Source organism: Dyella silvae (assembly GCF_026421305.1).
Classification (GTDB): Bacteria; Pseudomonadota; Gammaproteobacteria; order Xanthomonadales; family Rhodanobacteraceae; genus Dyella; species Dyella silvae.
The window spans coordinates 637,874-664,082 of the sequence record NZ_JAPJBQ010000001.1 but is presented as its reverse complement, the minus strand read 5'-3'; the positions used below and the strand labels follow the sequence as shown (position 1 = coordinate 664,082).

Sequence of the window (26,209 nt, the reverse complement as noted above, 5' to 3'; positions counted from 1 at the left end):
CGGAGGGAATGATCGTCACGAATATTCCTTCGGACGAGCATTCACGTCACTGCCGCACACCGCGTGGCATCGTTCGTACCTGATTGGGTACACGAGCAAGCCCGGATCGGTCTAGCTGCGAATGACGTCATCACGGACATTATCGCGGTGTAGGGCGCGACGCGCCGAGCTGCGCAGCCAGTAACGAATTCCAGCCGCTTAGCGAGGACATGCAGATGACCAGCCCGTTGCCACTCATCACACCGGCCGATTGCGCCCTGTTGCTCGCCGACGTGCAGGCAGGACTAGCGTTTGGCGTAGGCTCCATGGATCGGCAGGTACTTCGGGACAATTTGATTGCGGTTGCAAGCACGGCCGGCGTGTTCAAGCTGCCGGTCGTGGCGAGCACATCGGCCAGCAAGGTGTACAGCGGCCCGTTGATGCCGCAGGTCCAGGCCGTGATACCCGATGTCAAAGCCATCGAACGGCGCAGCATGAACGTATGGGAAGACGATACGGCACGATCGGCCGTCATCGCGACCGGGCGCAAGCGCCTGCTCATCGCGGGAATGCTGACCGAAGCCTGCATCTCGTTCTGCGCGCTTTCGGCGCAGGCCGAAGGGTTCGAGGTCTTCGTTATCGCGGACGCTTGCGGCGGCCTCACCGAAAGCAGCCATGAGCTGGCGTTGCGCCGCATGGAGGCTGCCGGCGTGACGCTGACATCCTGGATTCAGGTCTTGCTTGAGCTGCAGCGCGACTGGACGCGCCACGATACCTACGACGGTGCGCGAGCGATCGTCGAGGCGCACGGAGGTGGCTACGGCATTGGGCTTAGCTACGCGCGGGACATGATCCACCCCGTTTAAGCCATCGCCCCGAGTTGCAGCGCCGGCCGCCGTAGCGACACCTGCCTTGGCGGCCATCGAAGTGTCCGTGCCTGCGGCGAAGGCATGCGGGCCGGTGATCGGCTTTGCCTGAGAGTCTCATCTATTGCTGACTGGCTACGCTGTCAAAGCGAGCCGGGTCACAGCGAAGTTGCGCCGAAGTTTCATCGCTTTCCATAGACCCAGTGCTGCTCAAGCGAGTGGGCTCATCCCAAAGGTTCCGGCCAGATGTTAGACATGACCATCCAGTCTCGAAACGAGACGCAGGCCTCCGCCATCGAGGAACATCTCCGGCCGTCCAACGTCGTGCCCCTGTGGTTGCATCACATGCGCACGCCTGCGTCCATTGCCGATTGGGCGCGGACCGTGGAACTCGTACTTGCCGTCGAGCCCGATCCGACTGTCGCCATGGCGTGGTTTGCCAATGAAGCCATTGCCGAGTTCGGTGGCCTCACCGCCTATGACATGGTGTGCGCGGGCAAGAATGATCCGTTGGACCGTTTCCTGCGGGACATCATCCTGGGGCAACGCGACTAATCAAAACAAAAGCGGTGGTTCGCTCAGCGAACCGCCGCTTTGGATCTTCACGCCAGCAACGTCCGCAGCGCATCTACTCCGTTACACCAACGGTGCGCTCAGGCCGCCAATGCATCAGGCTCATGAGCAGGGCGCCGACGGGCAGCAAGCCGCCCAGCACGGCTACACCCATCCAGCCGAACCTCTCCCAAGCCCACGACGATACGAACGAGCCAACCGCGCCGCCGATGAACATGGTGGTCATGAAGAGGGTGTTGAGGCGGCTCTTGTATTCGGGGTGGATCCCATAGATCAGATGCTGGTTCGACACCAGCGCGATCTGCACGCCAAAGTCGAGCACGATCACGCCAGCGATCAGGCCCCACAAACCTGGCGCAAACGCAAAGATCGCCCAGGCAATGATGGTGGCAGCGGCGCCGAGGGCGATGACGGGGGCAGGTCCCTTGCGATCGGCAACGCGTCCAGCGACAGGCGCCATAGCCACGCCAACAGCACCCACGACGCCAAATAGTCCGGCCACGGCCGGGCCAAAGTTCAGCGGAGGCTGGGCAAGACGAAGTGCAAGCACGGTCCAGAACGCCGAGAAAGAGCCGAACAACAGCGCCTGCGTTACGGATGCGCGCCTGAGCAGAGGTTCGCCTGTCCAAAGCTTGCCGAGCGAAGCCAGCACTTCGCCATAGCGCAAGGCGTGGCGAGGATGATGCGCAGGCAGCGTACGTGCCATGAGCACGGCGCCAAGGATCGCGACCGGAGCGGCCAGCCAGAACATCGCACGCCAGCCCATCGCACTGGAAATCAGGCCCGCCAGGGTGCGGCTGAGCAGGATGCCTGTCAGCAGGCCGCTCATCACGCTGCCGATCGCCGCGCCACGTTTTTCCGGTGCAGCAAGGATGGTGGCAAATGGCACGATCTGCTGCGCAACCGTAGCCGTGGCGCCCACCAGTACGGAGGCCAACGCCAGCATGGCCAGTCCCGGCGCCACCGCGGTAAGCAGCAGGGCGGCGGCCAGCACGAGGAATTGCACGACGATCAGCCGGCGGCGTTCGAACATGTCGCCCAGAGGCAACAGGAACAGCAGCCCGGCGGCGTAGCCAAGTTGGGTGAGCGTAGGGATCCAGCCACTGACCCGGACGTCACCAAGACTGCGCCTCATGAGGTCGAGCATGGGCTGGTTGTAATAGATGTTGGCGACGGCCAGACCGGCGGCCAGGGCCATGGCGAACAGCGTTCCCTTGGACAGCGACGGTGTTGAGCCTTGATGTGCAGTCATGGCAAAAAAGTCCGGTGCAGAAGAAAAGTGGAGAGACGGGTTGTTGCCCCTTGCGGGGTTCACCAGAAGCGACGAGTACGTCAATGCGCCATGCGCGATGTGTAGCATTCGTCCATGTGGCTGGCACTACCCGATCGAGTGCAGTAAGAGACCCAGTCAGGTGACGGTGACGCGCATTCCTCGCGCGTCACCCTGGGTAGTTCGGTCAGGCGGTGCAGAAGCCTGTAGCGCAACTTTCATTGCGAGCCACGGCACGTTGCAGTGCCGCCGCGAATACTTCAGGCGGCTGGGCGCCGCTGATCAACTCGCCTTCGATATCGAACAGGGGAACGCCACGGGTGCGCTGTGCGTGTGCAGCCTGCTCAGCTTCAGACACTTCGGCGGTACCTTCGTCGCCAGCCAGAAACGCAACGATTTTGGCGCGATCCATGCCCGTTTCGGTCGCCACGTCGGCAAGCGTGCCGATGTCGCCGATATCGCGGCCTTGTTCGAAATACGCGGAGAAGATTGCAGTTGCCAATGCGTTGGCGCGGCCTTCCTTCCCGGCAAGCCACATCAGGCGATGAGCGAGCAGCGTGTTCGGTGTCTTGGCGATGGCGGCATAGTTGAAAGCGACGCCATCGCCTTTCGCGGCGTTGACGGTTTGCGAATCCAGTGCCTGGCTTCGCTCCCAGCTGCCGAACTTGATCGTTCGATACGCTTTGCGATCCATGCCAGCGGCAGGCATATCCGGGTTGAGTTCAAACGGACGCCAGTGCCGCTCCACCGTGACGTGGTCGGGCAGGGTCGCCAACGCCCGCTCCAGGCGGCGCTCCCCGACCAGGCACCAGGGGCAGATGAAGTCGGAAGTGATCGTGATCGTGAGGGTCATGGCAAAACTCCAGTCCAGTGATGGAGGAAGTCTGCGCCTGAGGTTTCGCAGTGATAATCCAGTAAAGTGAGAGAGGTTCTTTGCATGAGGCGCAAAGGTGGTGCATGGATCGATTCGGAGCATTGAGCGCATTCGTCGCAGTGGTCGAGCACGGCGGCTTCGCGCCGGCGGCGCGGCGCCTGGGTGTGGCACCTTCGTCGCTTACCCGCCAGGTGAATTCGCTGGAGGAAAGCCTGGGCACGCTGCTCATGAACCGCTCCACGCGCACCGTCTCCCTGACGGAAGCCGGCACGCAGTATTACGAGGACGCCCGGAGAATCCTTGAGGAACTGGAGAGTGCAGATCGCACGGCCAGCGAGTTGGCAGGCCCACCGAGCGGACTGCTCAGGGTGACCATGCCGGTGGCCTTCGGCACTTTGCACGTAGCTCCCGCGTTGCCTGCATTCTTCCGCGAGTATCCAGGCATCAGGCTCGAGATCCGGCTGACGGACACGATGATGAACCTGGTCGAAGACAGGATCGACATCGCCATCCGCCTGGGTTCGCTAGCTACCCCCAACCTGATCGCACGCAAGCTTGCGCCACATCGGCGCGTGATTTGCGCGAGCCCCGACTATCTTGGCGAGCGCGGCACACCGATGGAGCCAGAGGACCTGAGTCGCCATAACTGCCTGCTGTTCGATTACCTCAGCGGCGAAAGCACATGGACACTGGCGCGCGATGGCAAGACTGTGAAAGTACCCGTCACCGGCAACCTGCGCGCCAACGGCTCCGAGCTTCTGCGCGAGGCAGCAATTGGCGGCGCGGGGTTGCTGCTGATGCCTACCTGGTTGGTTGGCCATGACCTGGCGGCGGGAAGACTCCTTCCCGTGTTGGAGTCCTGGGCGCCCACGCCGGGCGCAAGCGAGGGCGCGGTGTGGGCCGTCTATCTACCCAACCGTCGCGGCTCGAAGAAGATTGCCGCGTTCCTCGACTTCCTCGTCCAGCACTTCGGCTCGCCTCCGTATTGGGACAAGCACGCCTGAGCACGTCGCGCGCCTTTGCGCCGAACGCAAAGCACCTGAGCGGGGAGGGTGGATGATCGCCACCTCGAGGGAGGGCACAGTAAGCCACCCCTCAGGAGACACCCATGCCCGCGCAGCTGACGACCAATCCCGATTCCTCCCGCGCCTCACGTCGCGCCATCGTTATTGGCGGGTCGCTTGGCGGATTGTTCGCCGGCAATCTGTTGCGCCGGATCGGCTGGGACGTGGACATCTACGAACGCTCCGCGCACGACCTCGATAGTCGAGGCGGTGGCATCGTGCTGCAACCTGATGTCGTGGAGGTATTCCGGCGGATCGGCGTTGACCTTGCTGCGATGGACCTGGGTGTTCAATCGACCTTCCGAACGACGTTCCAGCCCGATGGAACGATTCGCTCCAAGCACTTTGCGCCGCAAACGCAGACGTCGTGGTCGTTGATCTATACGACCCTGAGAAAGGCATTCGGCGACGCGCACTACCATCAGGCGAAAACACTGGTGCGGATTGAGCAGGATCCGGCGCAAGGAGCCGTAACGGCACACTTTGCGGACGGCACCAGCGAAACAGGCGACCTTCTCATCGGCGCCGATGGCGGCAATTCAACCGTGCGATTGCTGTTGTGGCCCGACGTGAAGCCTGTTTACGCCGGCTATCTGGCCTGGCGCGGACTGTCGCCCGAGAACACCATGCCATCTGTCGCGCGACACGATCTGCACGGCGATTTTGGTTTCGCGAACAACGTGGGCTCGCACATTCTGGGCTACCTGGTGCCTGGCGAGAACAACGATGTGCGTCCCGGTCATCGCCTCTACAACTGGGTGTGGTATCGCGTGGCGGATGACAAGCTGCTGAGGGACATCATGGTTGACCGCACCGGACGCCAGCGTGACTTCTCGATTCCCGAAGGCATGCTCGCGCCGCAGTGGAAAGCGCACTTGCACCGTGAGGCCGAAGCCCTGCTGCCGCCACCGTTTCGTGCCATGGTCGAGGCGACGGCCGAGCCGTTTGCCCAGGCCATTCGTGACCTGGCGGCCGATCACCTGGTTTCGGGTCGCGTCGTGCTGCTCGGTGACGCTGCGGCCATTCCTCGTCCGCACACTGCGGCCAGTACGGCCAAGGCGGCCGCCAACGCGCTGCAACTTGCAGACGCGCTGAAAGCGTCGCCCGATGACATTCAGGGGGCACTGGCACGCTGGGAGCCGGCTCAGGTGGCGCTGGGCAAGGCACTGCGCCGGCAAGGTACGGAGACGGGCAACTATCTTCTCTTCCACCGCCCGCCGGATGCATTGGTGGGTTGAAGACGGGCCGGCGTGGTCAGACGCCACAGATGCACGCACGTACTAGTTGAAACGAACGCCCGGGATTCACCGCGTCCTTGCGGATTTCCCGGGTGCATTGATCGTGCTCAGGCTGCGGTGGCTTCGCTCAGCAAGGGGTAGTCGACATAGCCTTCCGCGCCGCCGCCAAAGAACGTTCTGGGGTCGGCATCGTTCATGGGCGCATCGGTCCGCAAGCGGGAGAGGAAATCCGGATTGGCGAGCACCAGCTGACCGTAGGCTTCCAGATCGGCCAGGCCCGAGACGATGTCCGACCCGATCTGCTCGCGTGGGCGTCCGGGGCGACTGAGGATCAACGCGCGCGTCCACAGATTGCGCAGATCGGCGAGCAAGCCCTCGTTACCCAAATGCATGATGTGCAGGTAGGCAAGTCCCAGCCGATCGAGTTCGGCCACCAGGTAGCGATAGAGATCCGGGCCATCGGCGCCTTCGTCGATGCCCCACATGGTCGTGCCGGGCGACAGGCGGATGGCCGTCCGGTCGGCGCCGATTTCATCGGCGATGGCAGCAGCCACTTCGATGGCGAAGCGTGCACGATTTTCGATGGAGCCGCCGTATTCGTCCGTCCGCACATTGGCGCTCGGGGCGAGAAACTGGTGCACGAGATAGGCATTGGCGCCATGGATTTCGATGCCGTCAGCACCGGCTTCGATCGCACGCCGCGCAGCGTGCCGGAAGTCAGCGATGGTCTGGCGAATGTCGTTCAAGGTGAGCGCGCGCGGCACGGGAATGTCCTGCATGCCTTTCACCGTGAACATCGGTGCACCGGGAGCAATCGCAGACGGCGCGACGGCCTGGCGGTGATGCGGCGTGTTGTCGGGATGCGACATGCGCCCGGCATGCATGAGCTGGATAAAGATATGCGAACCCTTGGCATGCACGGCGGAGGTGATCTTTCGCCAACCCTCGACGTGAGCGGCGGTGTATATGCCTGGTGTCGTGAGATAGCCCTGGCCATCGTCCGATGGCTGCGTGCCCTCGGTAACGATCAAGCCGAGATCGGCGCGCTGCGCGTAGTACTCCGCCGCCAATGCGCCCGGTGTGCCATCGAACTCGGCGCGGCTGCGCGTCATGGGCGCCATGGCCAGGCGGTTTTGCAAGGTGTAGTCGCCGAGGCGAACGGGTTGGAACAGACGAGTCATCATGAAGTCCTCAACAGTGACGTGTTTGGAACGACCGCGCGTGGCGCGTTGTGCGAGCAGGCAGCGCGCCGAAAGGGGGGGGCAAAGGCAGGGCAATGCGTTGGCCGGAGCCGGTAGCGGCTTGCTCGCATCGTTGTCTGGCCTTGCGACGATCTCCTGGATTTCGGGGCAGGGAGATCATGCAGCCAACTCACTGGCGGGATAAAGGAGGTATATTGGATTACATTGATCCATTCATGGAGCAATTTCGTGGAAATCCTCAACGACATGGCGTTGTTCGTGGAAGTCGTCAAAGCCCGAGGTTTTCGCGGGGCGTCCGAAGCGACCGGGGTTCCGAATTCCACACTCTCGCGCCGCATCAGCGCGCTGGAGAAGGCGATTGGACTGCGCTTGCTCCACCGCACGACGCGCAAAGTCGAGTTGACCGAGGCGGGCCAGATTTACTTCGAGCGGTGTAAGCGCATCGTCGATGAAGCCAAGCTCGCCCATCAGGAACTCGGTGACATGCTCGCCCAGCCGAGCGGCCTGCTGCGTGCCTCACTGCCCGTGGATTTCGCCACGATCTATGTGGCGCCGCTGATGGCTGAGTTTGCGGCGCGCTATCCGGGCATCAGCTTCGATTTCGACCTGACCCCACGGCAAGTCGATCTCGTCAGCGAACCTTTCGATGTGGCGATCCGTATCGGCGAGCCAGAAAATTCGCATCTCATCGCTCGCCCGCTGGCTTCCTTTGTTCCGCACCTTTACGCGTCGCCGGATTACCTGGCGCGCGCAGGGCAGCCCGAGAGGCCCGCCGATCTTGAACACCACGAATGCCTGAACATTCTGAAAGACCGGCCATGGGTATTACATCGCGGAAAGGATGCCATCGAGATCGCGACCCATAGTCGTTTCACGGTCAACAACGTCGGCCTGATTTGTCGTCTGGCGACCCTGGGGATGGGGATGGGGGTCGTCCTGTTGACGGAAGAACTGGTCGTCGACGATCTGGCTGCAGGGCGGCTGGTCCGCGTGCTGCCGCAATGGCATGGCAAGCCGATTCCCGTCTATGCATTGACCGAAACGCGTTTGCTGCCAGCGAAGACGCAGCGCTTCATTGAATTTCTGAAAGAACGACTGGCCAACGCATGAGCCAGCCATCGCGCCTTGGCCGACCAAACGATGGCCGCGTCACCTCATCAGGATAGGTGCCGTGGCGAGTTGCCTTTGACTGGGGCCGGCATACTGAAGTCCACAAACCCGTCCCCTTTTGCTGACAGAGGGGGTTGATGCGCCCTTCACCCATTCTTCATCGGGGCCGCATCGCGATGGGCGGAATCACAGCATGGCAAGCGCCTGCTTATCCAAAGTTGAGCGTGGACTCCTTAGTGGTGCGGCATGGCCCGCCTGGATCCGACGTATACTTGCTTAAGGGGATCGCACCGGAATGTTCTGAGAGGCCGCAGCCATGAGTGCGCGCCAATGGATCCAGTCTGGAACCGTGAAGGGGGTGGCGCAGCGGCCACCTCAGGCGGCTCATCTGCTCAAGGGCCGATCCGCGCATGAGCAAGCTCGTGAGCATGCTTCGACTGTAGGTGGCGATCCATCCCGATCCCAGGCGCTCGTGTTGGATGGGATGCAAGGGGAAACCGGGGGCTCCGTTGCGACCGGCCATGCATTCGATGTCGCGAGCATTCCCATCACACCTGTGCCGAGTCGTTCGGTAAATGCCACGAGCGCGCATCGTGATCCGGTGGGAGTGCAGCGAACCCGCAGGGAGCGACAAACGCAGTTCAACGCCTCTCCCTTTGGTGAGCCGCTTCCTTTCCTTGAGACCATTCAAAAGTCATTCGGTCACCACGATCTCTCACATGTACGCGTGCACAAGGGTCGGGAAGCAGCGGCCGCAGCGCTTGCACTCGGGGCGGAGGCATACACTCGTGGATCGACGGTGACATTTGCGCGTGCACCAAGCCTGCATACTGCGGCACACGAAGCCGCTCACGTCATTCAGCAGCGCACACGCATGGAGATGGCCGGTGGCGTGGGGCAGGCGGGGGATGCCTACGAAAGACATGCTGACGAAGTGGCAGATCGCGTGGTGCGCGGACAATCGAGTGAAGCTCTGCTCGACGCATCGCCAGGGAAAGGACGACACATGCAACATGTCGATCCCAATGACGCGTCGATGACCATTTCTTCACCGGTGATCCAGCTGCGGCGGATTCCACCCAACCTTGGCGCTCTTCTCGCATCGACGGCAAACATTGCCGCCGATTTAGCGGGCGCTGAGCGGGTGCTCGCCCTCGCGATGGATGAGCTTTCGCCCGCTGACCAGGCAACGGTGCTGACCAATCGTCTGGGTCCCTTGTCGGAGGCCGATTTCAAAGCGCTGCCGCGCGCGGAACAACTGAGCAGACAGGCCAAGGCCATCGTCGCGCTTTTCCCTGATGCCAAGTTGGGTGATCCGGCTCTGATCGATACCGGGCCTCGACCGGCGACACCAGACGCGGCCAACATCACCAAGGTGGTCGCCAACGCCGACGCCATTTTCAACACGATTGCCTCGGGCGCTCAGGACCCCAACATCAAGCAGGTCTTCGGTGACGCAAACCTTGCCACTGCCAAAGCAAAGTACGCCGAAGGCCGCAAATGGATGAACAAACTCAATACCACCAACAAAATCGTTACCGATCGATCCGGTTATTCAGGCGAGGTCTCTCAGGGTGGGTTGACTGGTTTTCACGAGATCATTCGTCTCAGCCCCGACGTCATCGACAGCCCTGATGACAATGATTCCGTAGTGACGCTCGTTCATGAGAGCCTGCATGCGGGAAACGCTGACGTCAAAGACGATCTTTACATCACGGCGACTGGCTTCCAGTCGCAACCGAATATCAAGAAACTCGCCAATTCGGCGCACTTTGAGGTCGTCCCTTGGCGCATCCTGGATCCGACTAGCGACAACGCATTCCCGGTCACGCCAGCGACTACACCGCCGACTTTTCAGCCCTTTATTCCTGCGGGCACTACCGTCGGCGGAGTCACGGCGCCGTCCCGCAAACCTGCCGAGGAAGGCGCCAAGGCCGCATACGAAAAGCTAAATAGCACCTGGGCGCTGGGGCTAAATCTGCATTTGATCTATGTCCAGTTGTTCCGCAATCCGAACGACTGGAAGGTGCCGCAGCCCAGTTTCTCGAACATGCGCTTCGACAAATCGATGCCCTTTTGGTCGAAGGTCCAGAAGTTGACCGTCCATTTGAAAACCGACGTCGACCCGGCGTCGCCCGATGAGGCCAAGCATCCTGTCTCGCAAATCGACGTTGCCTTGTCGGAGGGGTTCACCCGCAAGTTCTCTGCCGCTATGAATCTCCTCGATCCGTTGAAGACCGAGACGCAAGTCATTGCCTTCGAAACAGCCAACGCCACGTCGGCCGAGATGACGGCCAAATTCCCTGGTGGTACGCATGACAACGCCAATGTGGAGCGAAGTTTCCTGCTGGAACTGGCCGTACGGGATCCCAAGGTTGCGCCAATCACAGGCAGTACGGAGCGCGACCTTCGCGTCGTCAAGCAGTTCAATGCCCCGGCCGATGACTGGGCCGATATCCTGAAACCGAGAACCCCGACCAGCTTCGTCGATTGATGGCTTTCGTTGAGGCTGCTGCCCGTGTTGGGCGGCGCACTCAGGGCTTCGTTGTGCCCGATCCTGCCGGCGGTGGTGGCGGAGGCGTGACGGTGGTGTAGAAGTTCGCGTCGCTCTCTGGTTTGCTGAAATGGTCGTGCGGCGCTGCGTCCAGCGAGCCATGATGCAGGTACGCCACGACGCGCTCGCCCACGGCTACCAGGGTCGTGAAGCCAGAGCTCGCGTGCCTGCGCTCGACGTGCCACGCGTAACGGTCTGGGTTATTAGTTTTCGCCTTGCCGCCGTCAATAATGCTCTTGTCGTCCGGTATCGTTAATGAAAGGGGGCGCGTGTCATCAAACGGGTCCTTGTCCGGTGGGTGCGAGACACCGCTGATGGTGATGGTTAGCTCGGTGCCAGAGGGGCCCGTTTTCCTTGTGGATTGGATGGACTTTGCCTGGAAATGGTCGTCCTTCAACTCCTTTCCGTGGATGGCAAGTACTTCCTGCAATGAGGCTGGCTCCTCAACGGGTGCCGATGGAAATTCCAAACGGTCGATCTTCTGGCCCTGCTGATCACCCTTTACGCCGCGATCGCGGGCGACCAGGTTCTTCGCAAGCGACTTGCGTTGATCTTCTGACAGGTGTCCATACAGTCGGTCTATGTCTGGCTTGAGTTCACCTTCGGTGAACAGCTTGGTGCCGGGTCGCTGGAACATCGGTCCAGAAAGCGAATCCACGACGCCCGCCTCTTTCTCGATGGTATCGAGGCCGGGTTTGATGCGTTTTTCTTCATCAGCGATTGCCTTGGTGCGATCGTCCTGCGCCTTTTTCAACGCTTGCTCGGCTTGCTTGAAGTCCGCCTGCGCCTTTTTGCGTGCATCGCCTTTCAGTTTGGGATCCACGGCTGCCGGCTTTGGGGGTAGGGCGGGCAACCCTGCAGTAAAGGTCGACATTTGCTGGTCGTGTGCTGTCTTGCGAGCCGCTGCGCCAAGCGCTGGATCGTCTTGATATTTCTGTTCGTGCGTGGGTGCAGTCACCGTGGCTTTGCCACCAAACGCTTCGTCGATAAGTACGACCATCTCCCGTGTTCGGCCTATGTCGCAGCCCTTGATATGGATGGTTGTCTGTTCGTCGATAATGTTTGAGGGGAGGCTGGGAAGGCTGCTTGGCCCTCCGCCGGAGGGGTGTAGCGCATTGCGCAGATCGAGGACCATCATTTTGGCGGAGGAGCCAATGCCAAATGACAGCGTGCCATCCTCGTTGCCGTGGGAAACGATATACAGGTTGCCAATGGGATCTTTCACGTTGGCCGAGATCCAGTTGAGCAAACCCTCCATCGTGCGCTGGTCCGTGACAAAGGTTGCAGCGGGGACGTGTGCATGAAAGTAAATGGATGCCGCTTCAAAGAAGGGGTTTTTGGTGCCCCTCTTGTCTTCTCCCATCAGGAACACGAAATCCTTTCGTGGCGCAGGTGGCGTGTTGGTCAGAGGTTGCCGCTGCACCCACGGCATGGATGCACTGCTTTGTTGAACGACATGAGCGAGCTCATGGGCAAGGACAGCCGGCGGCGATGCGCTTGATCCCAATACGATGTGCTCGCCCACCGTATAGGCCTGAGCTCCGATGGCTGCGGCAGAGCGGGCGGCAACGCCATCCGAGTGCAGCCGCACGCCCGAAAAGTTGTGCTGATACCGTGCCTCGAACCGGGTTCTGACGGGCGTTGCAAGCGGGTGGCCCGGCGCGGCCAGAGCCTCCCGGACGATGGGTGGTGCTTCCTGTCCCGAGCGCGGGGCCGTGGCGTTGCTTATCGACGCTTTGTCGGACGTGGCGGCTGCGTGTTCCGCGGCTGCTTCGAGTGGATCGATGGTGGATCCGATCAGTAGTGGCATCTCGGAGGGTGGCGTTGTCTCTGCGCTTCGCTGCGGTGGGAGGACGGAAATTCCCTCGAGGGAATGGGTGTGGGAAGGGAGCTCATCACTCCTTTCCGTGACGGATGTATTCGGTCGAGGCGTCGTGCTCGACCGTGAGGTCTGCACGTGATCGCGCTTCGGACTCTGCGCACTCTCGGTTTTGTTCTGTCGTCGCGAGGGCGGTGTGAATTGCGTTCCCATGGCAACCTCTTTTGTCGGCGAGCGACCTGCGGATCGCGATAGCCGGCAAGTTCTGCATGGCTCGGGCCGGACCTTCAGGCAAATGTCGTCTTCGCCTCAAGGTGCGTGAAAAGAGTCCTAAGGCGCGCCGAGAAAAATATCCCGCAACACCGTGGCAAGCGCTTCAAGCTCGACGGTGCGAGCGGCAGTCAACTTGCCTACGGGCTTTCCCGGCGTCTCGATCAGAATGGCGTTCATGGCGGGTCTTGTGGTTGTCGCGTGCGATGCGTAGCTACCGAAACTGACGCCCTTTTCATGCGGTGACTTATCGGTAGGGTAGGTGGCGGTTTCGCCTTTGGTGCCGAGTTTGTTGCCCGGTACTCGCGCACCAAGGCTTTTGGCCTCGTGTGCCATCTTCAGTGCCAGTGCGTTGTCGTCTGCGTCTTTGCCGGGGCGCGGATCCGAGGTGATGCTTGCGGCACCCGGCCCTTTTTTGCCGTGGCCGTGGACGCTGGCGATGCGTTCGGGTTGAAAGCGTTCGATCAGGTCGAGCAGCACGAGATTCTCCGGTTCGATCGTGCGCCCTTCCGAATCCTGGTTCTTGGCGGGGTCGACGCCGGCGCCAAGTTTGGGCATCTGCCGGTTGGGGTCGGCTTCCCCCGGTGTCTTGCGGCGTTTAGCGTCGACATTGGTACCAAAAAGCTTGGGTACGATGATGACGGAATAGAACGGCGTGGCCGCGCCGGGGGCGGTCATTTGCGCGAGCAGGCGATTCACCACATCCACGCCCGCCGTTTCATCGCCATGCACGCCGCCAATGATCATGGCCCGCTTGTCGCTGGTGCCCGGAAAGTAGAACGCATGGATCAACTGTTTGCCGGGGCCGGCATCGAATGTGCCCTCAATATTGCCCGCTTCCTTTCCCCAGTGATGACCGTGCGCCCGCCGCTCGCGCTCTGTGATCGCGGCCAACGGCCACATGGGCTCGGGGCCGAACTCGATCAACCGGTCGGCCAGCCAGCGGTTGTCGGTCGTCGTTGCCGGGTCGGTATTTGGGCCAAAGGTTTTGTCGAGCACCTTGTTCAAGTCGGCGTCGGGCGTTTTGAATGCGCCGTGCGCGCGCAGTACGTCGAAGACCTTGGCCTTGCTCCCCTTGGCCAGCCAGTCGTCGACCTCGTCGCTGATTGCGCTGGCCTGTATCGTGCCAGCGGCCATGCTGGTGCGGACTTGTACAGGGGCACCCGTCAGCACGGTGGATGCAGCGTTCGATGCTTCGCGCTCGGCTGAGTCGAACCGCATCTCGGTGGCTGAGTCGTCCGTTGTGCCTGCGGTTGAGCGTTGCTGTGCGACGTGAGCCAGTTCATGCGCAAGCAGGTGGCGCCCAGTGACGGTTTCAGGCGAATAGCGATCGGTGCCAAAGAAAACGTGCTCGCCAACGGTGACTGCCCGTGCACCCTGGCTGTCCACGTGGGTGCCGGCTTCGGTGTGAATGCGGACGTTGCTGAAATCCTGGCCCAGGCGTTGCTCCAATGGCGAGCGGGTGGCTGTATCCATGGCGTTGCCGGTGGAGGGCGTGGCCTCAAGGGGAGATGTTGCTGGTGGCGGTCCGACACTGATCGCGCTGAGATCGAATTGGCCAGCGGGGCCGGTCTTCCCCGGTGCTTCCTGCGTGCATCTGGGCACTTCCGGAAGTCTGGCCGGCGGAGCGATCGCTTCAGTAGAAGGTTTTTTTGTGAGAGAGGGCCATGTGCGTTTCATTGACGCGCTCCCGCGGGACTTGCCCATCAAGCGCTGCCCGGCTGCTCCATGCGGCTCAGCCGTGGAATTTGACGAACGCCGCCACGTCGTCATTCAGCGTCTGGATGGCCGCGGCGCGCGCCGGTGCCTGGCTGTGGCTCAACCCCTCGGTGACACCCGCCAATTGCGCGGCGGACGCCTGTTTCACCGACCTCCCCAGTTGATTGAGTGTGGTCAACAGCGCCTCGCGTTGAGGGTTGATGCTGTTCGCTGTGCTGACGCTCAGATCCGATATCGGTGGCACGACGACGGGAGTGCCGGCGGGAAGCTTGCTGATGTCGCCCCTGAGCGCTGGGTTGGAGGCAGTCAATGCGGCGCTCGCTCCGGCAAGGCGCGGGTCTTTTGCCTTCAGGCCGTAAACGCGTGAGGCCAGGTCGGCCACGGTGGTTTCGTTGGATAAGGACACGATCTGCATGCGATTTACTCCGGAACCCAGTCAGGTGATCTCGCTCAGGTCAGAATGTTCAGTGGCGCCCATGGCGTGCCCAGCGCCGCGCCATTGAGAGTGATGGCATGGCTGACGATGTTGCCTAGCACCGTGGCGGGCGGCGGCGCCTTGGGGTCGCTGGTGCTGACGGTGATGGCGAGCCCCGTCTGGGTGTTGGCGCACACTATGCGGTTATTGCCGGCGATGGCGGTGTCGCACGTCAACTGAGCAGCCGGTTCGCCAGTTTGCTGCGTGTTGAACTGGTTGCACGCATTGCCCGTAAACAGGCAATGGCCGCTATGGCCGATATTGACCAGCGGGACGGCACTGTTGCCGGACATCATGTTGCCTTCGGCCGTGAACATCTCCCCGGTGCCGTTGGCGTCATTGATGAAGAGCGCGGTGAATCGCCCGGTTTGCGAGGTGTCGGTACTGTTCTGGCGCACCAGGTTGTCTGAGGCGACCAGCTGGGTGAAGGCGGATGCCACTGCGATGCCGTAGCTTGGCTGATCCAGCGACCCGGGCACCCCGATGTCGCTGATGTCGTTGCCCGACACCGTGGCTGCCTGCACCTTCTGCAGCAGAATGCCTGCGGCTGCGATGGGCTGATTGGCGGCATTGCCGACCAGGCCCACGGTGTTGTTCTGGATCACCGTGGTGGGAATGCCGACGACTTCGATGCCGACGATGGCCGCCGTGGCCGATGCCTGGCGGCTGATATCGGCCTTCAGGTATTCCCTGGCGAAGGTGCCGGTCAGGTTGTTGCTGGCCAGGTTCGACGGCGGGGCGGGAGGTTCGAGTACGGCAAGTACTTCATTGTTGCGGATGATGATTTCCGAGGGCGTGCCTGTGCCCGAGGCCAGAATGCCGTGCCCGGTGACTTCGGTGATCGAGTTCTCGATGATGGAGCTGACCAGTACGGCACCCGTCACCTGAATGCCTGGGCCGCCGAAGAGCGTGATGTGATTGCGGCTGACGTGCGCCTCGGTCACCGGGAGCTTGCCGCCAGGCACCGAGCCGATCTGAATCGCGGCGGGGAGCAACTGCACGTTGGTTTTCCCAAGCGTCGAAGCGTTCGCGCCACTCATCGCCTGAGTGATGAAGTTGTCGGAGACGACCAGTCCATCGGTGCCGCAAACGATACCGATGCCTTGCACATCAACGTGGTTTCGCTCGATCCGCACCACCGCATCGGGTAGAGCGACGCCTTCAATGCCGATGCCGGCCGTACGGCAACCCAGGAAGCGGTTGGCCGACAAGGAGATCTCCAACAGAAACGCGCTCAGTGCGGTATCGCTGTTGAGATCGGCAATGCCAATGCCCGCCAGGGCGCACGGCATCCAGTTGTCGATGATCTCCAGGTCACCCGCCATCAGGATGTCGCGAACGGCCGCAAGCGTCGTTCCCTTGGCCACGGTAGCGCCAGCTGCGGTGTTGTTGAGGAGCAGGCCAAGCTTGCCGACGCCAAGATCAGCCACCAGCACGTTGTCGCGAATCAGCACTTCCAGCAGAAATCCATCCAGCGCAATGGCCATGCCGCCGGGGTTGAATGAGCTGGCGAGTGGGGCTTGATAGGCAATGACCGCATTTTCCAGCCCACTCGCAGGCGCTGGCGCGGGCGCTGCGGCCGCGGTTTTATTGGATGTGGACGACACGGCCAGAATGCCGCAACGTTCGATCGCAATCTCCGCCGAGTTGCGCAGCAGGATGCCGATGGCTACCGGAATGCTCGCGGGTGCGGGGGCGCCACTCGCGAGCGTTGCGCCGGGTGCAATGGCAACGGCCAGCACAGTGAGTTCCTCGATGCTTAGCCCGAGGCCCGTGGCGATTTGCACGGCAGGTCCGTCGCCCGCAAACAACAACACCGTGGACGGCCCTTGTCCGTAGAGAGTCACGGCACTCAGGTTCTCCATCATCAGTGTTGCGCCGAGGTGGAACACGCCCGGCCCGAGGCAGATGCGCCCACCCGTGCTGCGGACTTTCTCGATAGCCATCTCGATGGTGGCGGTGCCGGCGTTGTGGTCCGTCGCGTCCACGCACACGGTACAGCCACAACCCGTTTCCGTCGGCACGTTCGGTGGCCACGGCACCCGGCAATCGCTGCCCACTGTCACGGTGCTGCCCGAGGTCGTATAGCTGGCCAGCACAGCGAAGTGGTGATGGATGGCAAGCGGCGGCGCCTTGGTCAGCGTCTGCACCGAAGCGTCGATGGTGCGCGCCGCGAAACACCAATGGTCTGCCGTGTGGAATTGCCCGTTGGTGACAGTGCCATCCAGTGTCAACGCAACTTGCACACCATCTTCGAGATCCATCCAGCCTGCGGTGATGGGCAGCAGGCCATTGCTGTCGACGCCTTGCGACTGGTCCCAGCGGATCAGTCGCGTGTGACGCGCAGGGTCGGCGGCGTTGAAGCTGGCCGGTAACGGCCGATCCAGTGTGATGCTTCGGGTGGTTTCATCGGGTGGACCGACAATTTGCGCCATGGTCCCAGGCAGTCCCGCCAGCTCGGTGGCGTCGTCGATGATCTCCACCCAGTCATTCGCCTTGAAGCGCAGCACGGCATCGCGCCCGATGCGATCGACGGTGAGCTTGCAGCTTGTGGCGGCGTTGGTTATGCCCGTGATGCGGCTGACGATCGACGCGTTCTCGCGTGACCATTTCCAGCGTGCGCTGCTGATGTCGCCGGCCGTATGAATCTCTACCCGGTACAGGCGGTTCTCGATGCCACGATAGCCACCCTGGTCCGGCAGGATGCACGGATCGGTGGGCGCCACGGGCGCAACCGCCTGGGTGGAAATCTGCCCGGCCGACGGCGGCAGCAGTCCGCTCAGGTCGGTGCTGCACGAAAGCTGGGTGTTTCCTGCCGAAGCGCTCGAGAGCAGTTTGACTTGCCACACCGTCTGGATGCGCGTGGTGGTGTCCACGCCGCCCAGTGCAACATCGAGCAGATCGGGATCCTCGATGTAAGTGACTTCGCGCTTCCACACGTCCAGATACACCAGGCCGCTGCCGCTGATGGCCGGTGGGTTGGGATAGAAGGGTTGATTGAGATACGTCACCGGCTGACCGTTGACGGTCTCACCGTTGAACAGCTCAGCCTGAATGCCGTCGACATAGCAGCGGCCGACGCCGATGGCCAGGTCGGTGCCACTGCTGGTGGCAGTGATCTTGAAGCCGTTGGGCGTGGTCAGCGTCGGCACGGCCGCCGGGCCGAAGGTGTCGGCAGCCTGCGTATCCCAGCGTCGCGCAGCGAAGTGCGCCATGCTGTTCCAGTCGGCGTCCAGATGGGCCCGGCCTTGCTGCATCAGCACCTCGGCGTAGTGCTTGTAGAGCCCATTCGCGATGCGGGAGTAGTCCCCGGCCATAATGGTTCTCCGCTCAGGTAACGAACAGGGTGGCGGCCTCGCGACCGAAAGGCAGATATTCCTGCAACCTTATTTGCAGGTTCTTCAGCGCTTGCGGTTGTTTGAGGTGGCAATAGACGCCCATTTCCGAGCCGTCTTGCGCGCCTTCGCGAATCTGTCGTGGCGCATGCAAGTGCAGCTGCAAATAGGCGGGTTGTCCGTAGTTGCGTTGGGTGAAAGCGGGTAACAGCCATGACACGACGTGATCGTGAATGACTTTGATCTGGGCATCCGTCAGCGGCGGGCCACCTCCCGTGGCCTTGTCGACTTCGCTGCTTATCTCCAGGTCGGGTTGGCAACGGTAGCGGCGCGGGGTGCTCGATCCATCCGGCACAAAGCTGAAACGCACGCACCCTTGCTGCCGATGCAGTGTCGACACGACGTCGGTAAACAGCGCCTCGGTCGCCGTGATCAGTTGGCGGAACCAGGTTGCACCTACCAGCGTGCTGCGCTCGATCCAAGCGGGCGGCCCCCAGTTGGGCGTGCCACTCAGTCCGGTCACGGCCGGCCCATTCACGCCGTCGATGATGCTGTCGAGCACCCACAGGCGGCTGCTTTCCAGTGGCGCCATTTGCACGGGGCCACTGACGCTGAAGATGAGTTCGATATCGATGGGCGTGTCGGCGTTTTGTGCAACCAGGCTTGGCAACACCGGTGACGGCGGTGGAGTGTCGATGGCCAGGCCGGGCACGAGCGTCGTGTGGATCAGGCGAAAGCGGGACAGGCTGTCGGCAATTTGCACTGCGCCTTCCATCAGCAGGCCCGATAACGTAACCGTCGCGGTCGGGTGAGCGCCGTTAATCGTCACCGCGCCCTGTACGTGCGGCCAGTGCTGATCGGCGGCCTCGATGGTGAGCGAGCCGCCATCCACTGGCTCGATATTGAGCGGCTCTGCATAGGTGTTGCTGTCCTGAATCGAGATCAGTACGTTCTGGATGCCGGCAGCGGCGGTGAGCGCGGCTGAAAGGGTTGTATAGGTGCCGCCCGTGCCGACGGTGAACACTTGCAGGCCCGGCATGGTGCGATTGACCAGCCAGTTCTGCCGGTCATAACCACCGCCGCCGAGGTTCGCCGGAAACCCAAGGAAGCTGCTGACGCGCACTTGTTTGGGTCCCGACAGGCCGGCAGCCGCCCATGCGGTGCCGAAACTCAGGCGCCCCAATGCAACATCCACCCCGACCATCGTTGCCGGCGGTTGCCGCCATTGCGAAAGATTCATGCTCTGAATCTGGGCAGGAGGCACGGCCGTACCATCGGCCACGATGAAGAAACTGCCTGCAGGCACGCCTGGCGTGGGCAGGTCCAGGCCAAAACGCCCGTAATACTGCGTGTAAGGAGCAGTGCTTCCGGCGGCTGCGTATTGCGTGAGATCGTCGTAGAACGCGGCGGGGCGAACAGGGCCCGGCAGTAACGGTTCGGCGCTGGGCAAGGTGGCGTCCAGGCTGGACTGCCAGCGCGTGAACATCGGCGCATCCTGGCCCAGCGCACTGACATGAAAGCCACTGCCGCCGCTGCTGGCATCGATGCGCGCGGCGGCCTGATACAGCGGCGAACTGATCAGGCGCCACAGGAAAATGCCGACGTTCGGGATGTTGTGCCAACCCTCCAGTTGACGTGGCGTGCGTACATCCACCACGCGCGGCGCGGTATCGAAGGGGCCGTTGATGCGATCGATGTCGGGGATGCTGCGCAGGTCCGGTGCGTAAAAGCTGTCGAGCCGTACGTGATTGCGAACCGCCTGTGTCCAGGCCAGCGTCACGAAAAACTCGCGCACGTGCGCGGCCCAGCCCGTGACGTCGGACGAAAGCTGTTCCAGCATCGGCAGGGTGGTTTTGCGACGCCGGTAGTAAATGGTCTTGGCCACGTCCGCGCGTGAGCGCAAGCCAATGCCAGGGAGAAAGATCGGGCCGACCAGGTCGGTGGTCAACGCGGCGATGGTGGTGGACGGAACGACCCGTGTTTCGTCTGTCAGCGGCGTGGCCTGTACCAGATCTCCGATATAGGGCACGACCCAGGGCGCGCAGGTTTCGATAAACAGGTTGTCGTAGTTCTGCGCGAGATCCTCTTCCAGCGTTGCCACCTGGTCGACGATCACCGACAGGAAGTCCTTGAGCGCGCCGCCTTGCAGTGCGTCACGCGAACGCGTCCACGCCGGCAGCAGGGCATAAACGGTTTCGATATCGAACATCAGTTCATCGCTCCCATGTTGACGAGGGGGCCTGGATCGAGCGTGAGCAGCACAGCCGGCGCGGCGCCTTGTCCGCCTGATGGCGTTGTTGCCGCTGCCAGCAATGGATTAAGTCCGGGTGTGTCTCCGCTGCGATAGAGCTGGGTAATCTGCACGGCCTGGACGCCAGCGACGTTCTGCGCCACCTCCAGCACTTCCGACAAGCTGACCCATTGACCGAAGTCACGCGCATGGAAGCTGAAGGCCAACCGCAGCGCATTTGTCACCGCCTGCTGTGTTTCAGCAAGCGCGGTGGGGTCCGCGGGCAGGATGTTGATGCCGAGCTGGAAGGTGATGGGCGCGTAACTCTGAAGATTGACCGGTATGGTCGCATCGCCAAAATTCGCCAGGGCCGCTGCGAGGTTGCCGGCGAGCTGTCCATCCGCCGGTACGGCAGCGCCATCGATGCCAGCCAGCGTCAGCACCACGCCGCGTACCGCGCCATCCCATGTCCATGTCGCCAGCGCCTTGGCAACACCGGCGAAGCCGCGCGCAAAGTTTTCGTAGTCTTTGATGGATACCGCGCGGCCCAGGGTCGAGACGCTCAGCGGCGCATTGGTGCGCGCCTGTTCCTGGGGTTCTGCATCGGCGCCATCGATGGAGGGCAACGGGTTGGTGACGGACTTCAGTCCGAGCGGCCGGCTTAGCAGCACGTTGACCTGTCCGGCATCGACGTTGCCGCCACTGCCGATACCGGTCCGGTAGATCGCCCGCACATTCATGGCGCCGGTGGCCAGTCGTGCGCCGTAAGTCGCGCCATCGCCAAACAACACACGGGTATTGCCCGCATCGTCGCGTCGTGTCGTGAAGACCTTCGCACGCGGGCCTTGGGCATACAGCGTGTCGACCAGCGACCATTCGACATCGTTGCAAAACACCCTGAGCGTCGACTTGACGCCGCTTGGCGTCGCCGCGGCGACATACGTCAAGGGTGGTTGCTTCAGTGTAAAACTCTGGAACGGCGTCGATGCGTCGCCATTGCCCAACAGTTCCTGCACGGTCTGCCCGGCGGTGGCCGCCGCGACGTTGGCATAGACGATGACCGATGCCCGGTCGAAGGCATGCGTCAGTGCCGTAGCAACATCGATATAGGTGTGCAGCAAATCGTCGGCATCGTAGGTATCGGCAATGGTGGTGAGGTCGGCCAGCACGGGATCGGCATCGGCGGGCGGCGTCCACAGCAACTGTGTGTCGTCCGTCGTCACGGTTCCGGTAAAGCCATCCATGGTCTCCAGGGTGTAGATACGCGAGCCGTTGCTGGCCTTGGCACCGAGACTCACTACGAATAGTTGTTCACCGGAGACCAGCGTTCGCGCACTCGACGCATCCTGCGCCTCCAGACTCAGCGACACCGCCGGTGGCACCGACACCCTTGCACGCTTTCCCGTGACGATGATGGATTGTCCGGCCACGAGCCCGGCGACCCGCGCACTCAACTGAATGCTGCCGGTGTCCATGGGGTCGAGCAGAGGGCGCTCGGCAAGCGGAATCCGTTCACTCTGCACATAGACGGCGGCATTGCGTGGCGAGAACCAGTCGATGTGCTTGCCCGTTATGCCTACGCGGCTGACGCGGCCACTCATGCCAAAGTCCGCCTGATTCGTATCGACGGTGTCGGTCACCTGATAGAGCTGGGCAGGCGGCTTGATGTGGGAGCCCGCTTCGGTAAGCACGATCCATGACGCATTGGTGATCTGCGAGTACACCGCATCGAGATAGATATGGGTGGTTCCCGAAGGCAGTGCCGCTTCAGCCCAGCTCGAACTGCGGCCGGCATAGGCGCCATCGATGAAGTTTCCGTGCTGGGGGTCGTACTCGCCAATGCGCTGGGCTACCGGCAGGCCTCCCCATAAAGGCGCGTTGTATCCAAACAGCGATGCCTGCCGCCGCAGTGCATAGGCGCCTGGAAGTGCGGCTGGCACTTCGGGCGGGGTAGGGGCCACCGGTATTTCGAGGGTGAGGTGCGTGATGCCGCGCTTGGCGTCGCTATCCACCGACGCGATGCGCCGGAAATCCCAGTGGTCACTGTTGGGATCGAGCACCTTCTCGCTGCCCACCAGCGCCAGTGGGTCCCCGGGCTTGAGGCTCAGTGAAGCGCCTTGCAGCCAGATGTCGGCATCGCCCTGGTGCGGGATGACGGTCTCGGTCAGGCGTACGGTCAATGCGCTGAATGCCGATTGTGCAGTAAGGGCTTCGATGGATTCGTAGGCTTGCGCTTGCTGCCCTGGCCCCGGCGTGCTTTGCACCAGCGTGCCGCTCGGCAGGCTCAAGAGGGTTGGCGAGCCCGCCGTGGTTTCCATGCCAAAAGCAAGCGAGGTATGCGCCGCAACGCCGGGGCTCAGTTCGTAGCCAATCAGGCGTGCGAGTTCGAGAACGGAGCGCCGCTCGGTGGCCGTGCGCAAATAGGACTCTTGAACAAACTGCTGCTGATAAAAGGTATGGATGTCGGCCACGATGGCGAAGGCATCGAGCACCGCGATGGAGAAATCATCACTGGTGCGCGCGGTAAGCGGCACCAGAGCCGGGCGATCGGTATCGGACAGCCCCGCCAGCATGCTGCGCAAAAACGTCGTGTAGGTGCCCACCCGAACGGAAACCGAAGGCAGGCCGGGCCGATTGCTGATGCCGGCGGGTGTCGATGCGGTCACTCCCGCGCAGGCGCCGCACGGCGTGGTCGATGGCTCGCTCATTGGCCACCTCGCACCGTCAGGTTCAGCACGCCATGACCTGGATAGTTCGGGTCATTGTCACAATGCGGTATTTCCGTTTGCGCGAACGTCAGCTTCCACTTGGTCAACCCGTCGCTGCTCGGTTGATAGAGCCGCTCGAATCGCGTGATGTCGACGGCATCCACACCGGGAACGGACTGGGCGAGTGCGTAAAGCGCGCTCAGATAGAGCGTTTCGCCAAAGGTGTGCTGGTTGGAGTTGAAGAATGCATCCGAGCCGTCCGTCAGCGTGCCCGTGCCGAAGAGCAGTCGCAGCTCGCGCTCGATATCGGCGCGGAACCACGGTGATTGCACACACACCTGCATGTCGATCCGCAGCGGCACCATGCTGGGTGCATTGACCTGCAAGTCGTGGCCGATCACGCGATAGCGTTCCAACCAGGCTCTTATGGATGTGGTGAACGGCAAATCCACGGCGATGCCATTCGGGCGATCCACCGTGTCGAAGACGGTGTACCAGCTGCCAGTCCAGCGGAAGTCTGCCGATGCCGCCGACACCAAAGGGTTGCGCAACGAGACCGCGGCGTAATCCGCAGGCGTCACTGCGCGCTCCTGCACCAGAAAGGCTGCGGGCGCCGACTGACGGACGCTCTCGATGCTTTCTGGATCGATGCCACCCAGCGAAGGCAGTGGATTGGTGACGGTTTGAATGCCCGGCGGCAACGTGCCCGTCAACGGAGCGACGACGTTGGCGATACTCCCGGCGCCCACCAGTCCGGCCGTACCGTTGCCCACCCGATACACCGCCGAAAAATCGTCGCCAGCAACAGGGCGCAGGCCGTACTCATCGTCGCCAAAGCGCAAGCGAGCCTGCATGTCGCTGTCGATCTCGATCACGAAATCCGGTGACGTGGGATGACTTTCCAGCAAGTCGTGCCGCGCCATCCAAAGCTCGGTGCCGCCCGCTCCCATGCTGGCCAGTGCGATGGCCGGAACCGTATTGGCGATATCCCATTGCATCGCGGCACTGGCGGCCGCAGCGGGATCAAAGGGCAGCAGCGCCGCCTCCGGCTCGCCCTCAAACACACTGTCGACGATCACCTGTCCTTGTTGCGTCAGCGGCCATTGCGCGAGGGCAGGGTTGAAGCGCGCAGGGATGGCGTTGGCTGGTGACGGTTGGCAAGGGTCGCCCGCGCAGGCGCTGACGGCATACAGCGACGGCTCCGGCATCGCGCCAAGGCTTTCCACGCTTTGGCTGAGTCCGTGGTCGGCCAGCACGACATTGCCCCACGCGATGCTCACGTTGTTCAGCGGCACGCCGCCGTGCGCGGCGTCGGTAACCGACGAAATGCATAAGGGAAAAGTCAGTGCATCGGCACTCCCCCAGGTGATATCGACAATCGATGTGCCAGTGACCGGATCGGTCTTGGCCGGCTGCCCCGGCAACGGATCTTGCGTCACCACGCGCAATGCCTGGCGGTGTGAGGTGTCGGCATCGGCGGCAAGGCCGGTGGTCGGGCTGCGCATCTCCTGCACCAGCAGCACGCGGCCGCGCAGGTCGATATCGGTGGAGGGCGCAAGCAGGGTGGCAGAGGTGCTGCCCTTCGGCAGACAACAGCGGGCGTCGCCCCAGGTGTAGAAGTCGAGGCGGTTGAGTTCGCTGTACAGCACCAAGTCGTGCATGGTTTCAAAGCACGTTGGCGTCGCTGAAAGCGCCGCGTTGCGATGAAGCAGGTCGATCGCGGCGCCGTCCGCTACTTTCGTCACCAGCAGGGTGCCGGGTTGCGGCGGAAAACCACTCGGCTGAGGCCCGGGCAGCGTTTTGCCATCCGCCGCCGAGGCGACGGTAAGGACGACCCATGCGCGCGCGTTGCAACCATCGTGCATGACGTAGTCCACCAGCTTGGCGTGCCGGCGCACGGAAACGCGGCGTCGCGCGGTGCCCAGATAGGCTTCGGTGGCAATGGCGTCCTGCTGGTAGCTCAAATGATCGGCGACATAGGCCAGCACTTCGACCAGCGCAACGCCGGGATCTGCCTCGTCGCGCTCAGTCCAGCTTGGCGCCGTGACGCTCATGCGATCGAGCATTTGCTGGCGAAACGTTGCATAGTCCTTGGCCATGTAATCGATCGGCGGCAAGGGCTCGGCGGGTGGTCGGCAGCACACCGCCTGCTGACAGTCGATGTCGGTTGGGCACTCCACCTTGAAGTTGAAGGTGATGCTCGCCAGCAAAGGGTCGAGGCCGGCCAAAGGGTTGCCACTGGAATCGACGATATGCAGCGCATAGGGAGAGAAATCGCCGTACGCACTGAGATCCAGCACCACGACCGGGCCATCGTAGGTCACTTGATCGACCACGATGCCGACAATGCGCTCGCCTCCCGTGATGGTGAAATTGGCTGGCGTCAGCGCGCTCGGTGGCGGGGTGTTGACGAAACCCACGCGAAGCTGGCGTTGCCGCAGCGGTGGCGTGGGGGCTTCCAGGTCCACCACGTCCAGCCAGTCGATGCCATTGAGGCTGCTACCGCGCACCAGTGTGCGGCGATTCTGGTCGCAGCACAGGTACATGGTCATGGCGATGGCACCGGGGATGAGAAGCTGGCCGTGCGTTGTTCCTGCGTCAGCCGGTTGAGATAGGTGATGTCGATCACCAGCGCATCGTCCTGCGCGGTTACGGTGAGATCCTGCAGCAGGAGTTTCGGCGCCATCCAGCGCTGCAGCGCACCCTGGATCAGGAATTGCGCCGTGGCCGCCACCGTGTCGGAGGCGGCGCCAAACAGCAGTTGCGGCACGCCACACCCAAAGCTGGGGATGTTGACGCGCTCGCTGGCACAGGTCATCAGCACCTGCTCGATCAGATCGCGCAGATGGGTGTCGTCATCCGTCGTGGCGGTACGGCCGCGCGCATCGAAGTGATAGGGGAAGGCAATGTTTCCGCTCATGGC

Annotated in this window: 17 protein-coding genes; 6 read left to right on the top strand and 11 right to left on the bottom strand. The window is 62.4% G+C overall.

Annotation, left to right across the window (positions count from 1 at the left end; translation table 11 throughout):
- Positions 1-215: 215 nt before the first annotated feature.
- Both OQE56_RS03035 and OQE56_RS03030 read left to right on the top strand, forming a co-directional pair.
- Positions 216-845 carry a hydrolase gene (locus OQE56_RS03035; RefSeq protein ID WP_267221403.1) on the top strand — a complete coding sequence of 210 codons (630 nt, stop codon included), beginning with the start codon at positions 216-218 and terminating at the stop codon, positions 843-845.
- Between the two features lie 255 nt (positions 846-1,100).
- Positions 1,101-1,400, top strand: a complete 300-nt coding sequence (locus OQE56_RS03030; RefSeq protein WP_267221401.1) for a hypothetical protein — start codon at positions 1,101-1,103, stop codon at positions 1,398-1,400.
- Positions 1,401-1,473: 73 nt separating this feature from the next.
- On the opposite strand, the gene OQE56_RS03025 is transcribed toward OQE56_RS03030, so the two are convergent.
- Both OQE56_RS03025 and OQE56_RS03020 read right to left on the bottom strand, forming a co-directional pair.
- The gene (locus OQE56_RS03025; RefSeq protein WP_267221399.1) at positions 1,474-2,670 is read right to left on the bottom strand and encodes an MFS transporter; all 1,197 of its coding nucleotides are present in this window, start codon (positions 2,668-2,670) and stop codon (positions 1,474-1,476) included.
- Positions 2,671-2,875: 205 nt separating this feature from the next.
- On the bottom strand, positions 2,876-3,541 hold the full coding sequence (locus OQE56_RS03020; RefSeq protein WP_267221397.1) for a DsbA family oxidoreductase: 666 nt from the start codon (positions 3,539-3,541) through the stop codon (positions 2,876-2,878).
- A gap of 104 nt (positions 3,542-3,645) precedes the next feature.
- Between OQE56_RS03020 and OQE56_RS03015 the strand changes: the two genes are divergently transcribed.
- Both OQE56_RS03015 and OQE56_RS03010 read left to right on the top strand, forming a co-directional pair.
- Complete coding sequence (locus tag OQE56_RS03015) at positions 3,646-4,566, top strand: LysR family transcriptional regulator (protein WP_267221395.1); 921 nt, start codon at positions 3,646-3,648, stop codon at positions 4,564-4,566.
- 104 nt (positions 4,567-4,670) lie between these two features.
- Complete coding sequence (locus tag OQE56_RS03010; protein WP_267221393.1) at positions 4,671-5,864, top strand: FAD binding domain-containing protein; 1,194 nt, start codon at positions 4,671-4,673, stop codon at positions 5,862-5,864.
- Positions 5,865-5,971: 107 nt separating this feature from the next.
- Here OQE56_RS03010 and OQE56_RS03005 read toward each other — a convergent pair whose 3' ends face one another.
- Positions 5,972-7,045 (bottom strand): alkene reductase, encoded by a 1,074-nt coding sequence (locus OQE56_RS03005; protein ID WP_267221391.1) that lies wholly within the window; start codon positions 7,043-7,045, stop codon positions 5,972-5,974.
- Positions 7,046-7,294: 249 nt separating this feature from the next.
- Here OQE56_RS03005 and OQE56_RS03000 point away from each other — a divergent pair, with 249 nt between their 5' ends.
- Both OQE56_RS03000 and OQE56_RS02995 read left to right on the top strand, forming a co-directional pair.
- Positions 7,295-8,176 (top strand): LysR family transcriptional regulator, encoded by an 882-nt coding sequence (locus OQE56_RS03000; protein ID WP_267221390.1) that lies wholly within the window; start codon positions 7,295-7,297, stop codon positions 8,174-8,176.
- A gap of 316 nt (positions 8,177-8,492) precedes the next feature.
- On the top strand, positions 8,493-10,670 hold the full coding sequence (locus OQE56_RS02995; RefSeq protein WP_267221388.1) for an eCIS core domain-containing protein: 2,178 nt from the start codon (positions 8,493-8,495) through the stop codon (positions 10,668-10,670).
- Between the two features lie 40 nt (positions 10,671-10,710).
- On the opposite strand, the gene OQE56_RS02990 is transcribed toward OQE56_RS02995, so the two are convergent.
- The 8 genes from OQE56_RS02990 to OQE56_RS02955 form a co-directional block, all read right to left on the bottom strand.
- The gene (locus OQE56_RS02990; protein ID WP_267221386.1) at positions 10,711-12,540 is read right to left on the bottom strand and encodes an eCIS core domain-containing protein; all 1,830 of its coding nucleotides are present in this window, start codon (positions 12,538-12,540) and stop codon (positions 10,711-10,713) included.
- Between the two features lie 339 nt (positions 12,541-12,879).
- On the bottom strand, positions 12,880-14,295 hold the full coding sequence (locus OQE56_RS02985) for an eCIS core domain-containing protein (RefSeq protein WP_267221384.1): 1,416 nt from the start codon (positions 14,293-14,295) through the stop codon (positions 12,880-12,882).
- A gap of 259 nt (positions 14,296-14,554) precedes the next feature.
- A complete protein-coding gene (locus OQE56_RS02980; RefSeq protein ID WP_267221382.1) occupies positions 14,555-14,953 on the bottom strand; it encodes a tail protein X in 399 nt (132 codons plus the stop codon).
- 35 nt (positions 14,954-14,988) lie between these two features.
- Positions 14,989-18,330, bottom strand: a complete 3,342-nt coding sequence (locus tag OQE56_RS02975; RefSeq protein ID WP_267221381.1) for a DUF6519 domain-containing protein — start codon at positions 18,328-18,330, stop codon at positions 14,989-14,991.
- Between the two features lie 13 nt (positions 18,331-18,343).
- Positions 18,344-20,557, bottom strand: coding sequence for a hypothetical protein (locus tag OQE56_RS02970; protein WP_267221378.1), 2,214 nt, complete (start codon positions 20,555-20,557; stop codon positions 18,344-18,346).
- On the bottom strand, positions 20,557-23,286 hold the full coding sequence (locus OQE56_RS02965) for a baseplate J/gp47 family protein (RefSeq protein WP_267221376.1): 2,730 nt from the start codon (positions 23,284-23,286) through the stop codon (positions 20,557-20,559). The genes OQE56_RS02970 and OQE56_RS02965 overlap by 1 nt, the downstream gene beginning before the upstream one ends.
- Positions 23,283-25,838 carry a putative baseplate assembly protein gene (locus OQE56_RS02960; RefSeq protein WP_267221374.1) on the bottom strand — a complete coding sequence of 852 codons (2,556 nt, stop codon included), beginning with the start codon at positions 25,836-25,838 and terminating at the stop codon, positions 23,283-23,285. The genes OQE56_RS02965 and OQE56_RS02960 overlap by 4 nt, the downstream gene beginning before the upstream one ends.
- Positions 25,835-26,206, bottom strand: coding sequence for a GPW/gp25 family protein (locus tag OQE56_RS02955; RefSeq protein ID WP_267221373.1), 372 nt, complete (start codon positions 26,204-26,206; stop codon positions 25,835-25,837). The genes OQE56_RS02960 and OQE56_RS02955 overlap by 4 nt, the downstream gene beginning before the upstream one ends.
- Positions 26,207-26,209: the final 3 nt, after the last annotated feature.

Coding starts and splice junctions, on each gene's coding strand:
- OQE56_RS03035 (WP_267221403.1), top strand. CDS start 216: ATGACCAGCCCGTTGCCACTCATCACACCGGCCGATTGCGCCCTGTTG.
- OQE56_RS03030 (WP_267221401.1), top strand. CDS start 1,101: ATGACCATCCAGTCTCGAAACGAGACGCAGGCCTCCGCCATCGAGGAA.
- OQE56_RS03025 (WP_267221399.1), bottom strand. CDS start 2,670: ATGACTGCACATCAAGGCTCAACACCGTCGCTGTCCAAGGGAACGCTG.
- OQE56_RS03020 (WP_267221397.1), bottom strand. CDS start 3,541: ATGACCCTCACGATCACGATCACTTCCGACTTCATCTGCCCCTGGTGC.
- OQE56_RS03015 (WP_267221395.1), top strand. CDS start 3,646: ATGGATCGATTCGGAGCATTGAGCGCATTCGTCGCAGTGGTCGAGCAC.
- OQE56_RS03010 (WP_267221393.1), top strand. CDS start 4,671: ATGCCCGCGCAGCTGACGACCAATCCCGATTCCTCCCGCGCCTCACGT.
- OQE56_RS03005 (WP_267221391.1), bottom strand. CDS start 7,045: ATGACTCGTCTGTTCCAACCCGTTCGCCTCGGCGACTACACCTTGCAA.
- OQE56_RS02995 (WP_267221388.1), top strand. CDS start 8,493: ATGAGTGCGCGCCAATGGATCCAGTCTGGAACCGTGAAGGGGGTGGCG.
- OQE56_RS02990 (WP_267221386.1), bottom strand. CDS start 12,540: ATGCCACTACTGATCGGATCCACCATCGATCCACTCGAAGCAGCCGCG.
- OQE56_RS02985 (WP_267221384.1), bottom strand. CDS start 14,295: ATGGATACAGCCACCCGCTCGCCATTGGAGCAACGCCTGGGCCAGGAT.
- OQE56_RS02980 (WP_267221382.1), bottom strand. CDS start 14,953: ATGCAGATCGTGTCCTTATCCAACGAAACCACCGTGGCCGACCTGGCC.
- OQE56_RS02975 (WP_267221381.1), bottom strand. CDS start 18,330: ATGGCCGGGGACTACTCCCGCATCGCGAATGGGCTCTACAAGCACTAC.
- OQE56_RS02970 (WP_267221378.1), bottom strand. CDS start 20,557: ATGTTCGATATCGAAACCGTTTATGCCCTGCTGCCGGCGTGGACGCGT.
- OQE56_RS02965 (WP_267221376.1), bottom strand. CDS start 23,286: ATGAGCGAGCCATCGACCACGCCGTGCGGCGCCTGCGCGGGAGTGACC.
- OQE56_RS02960 (WP_267221374.1), bottom strand. CDS start 25,838: ATGACCATGTACCTGTGCTGCGACCAGAATCGCCGCACACTGGTGCGC.
- OQE56_RS02955 (WP_267221373.1), bottom strand. CDS start 26,206: ATGAGCGGAAACATTGCCTTCCCCTATCACTTCGATGCGCGCGGCCGT.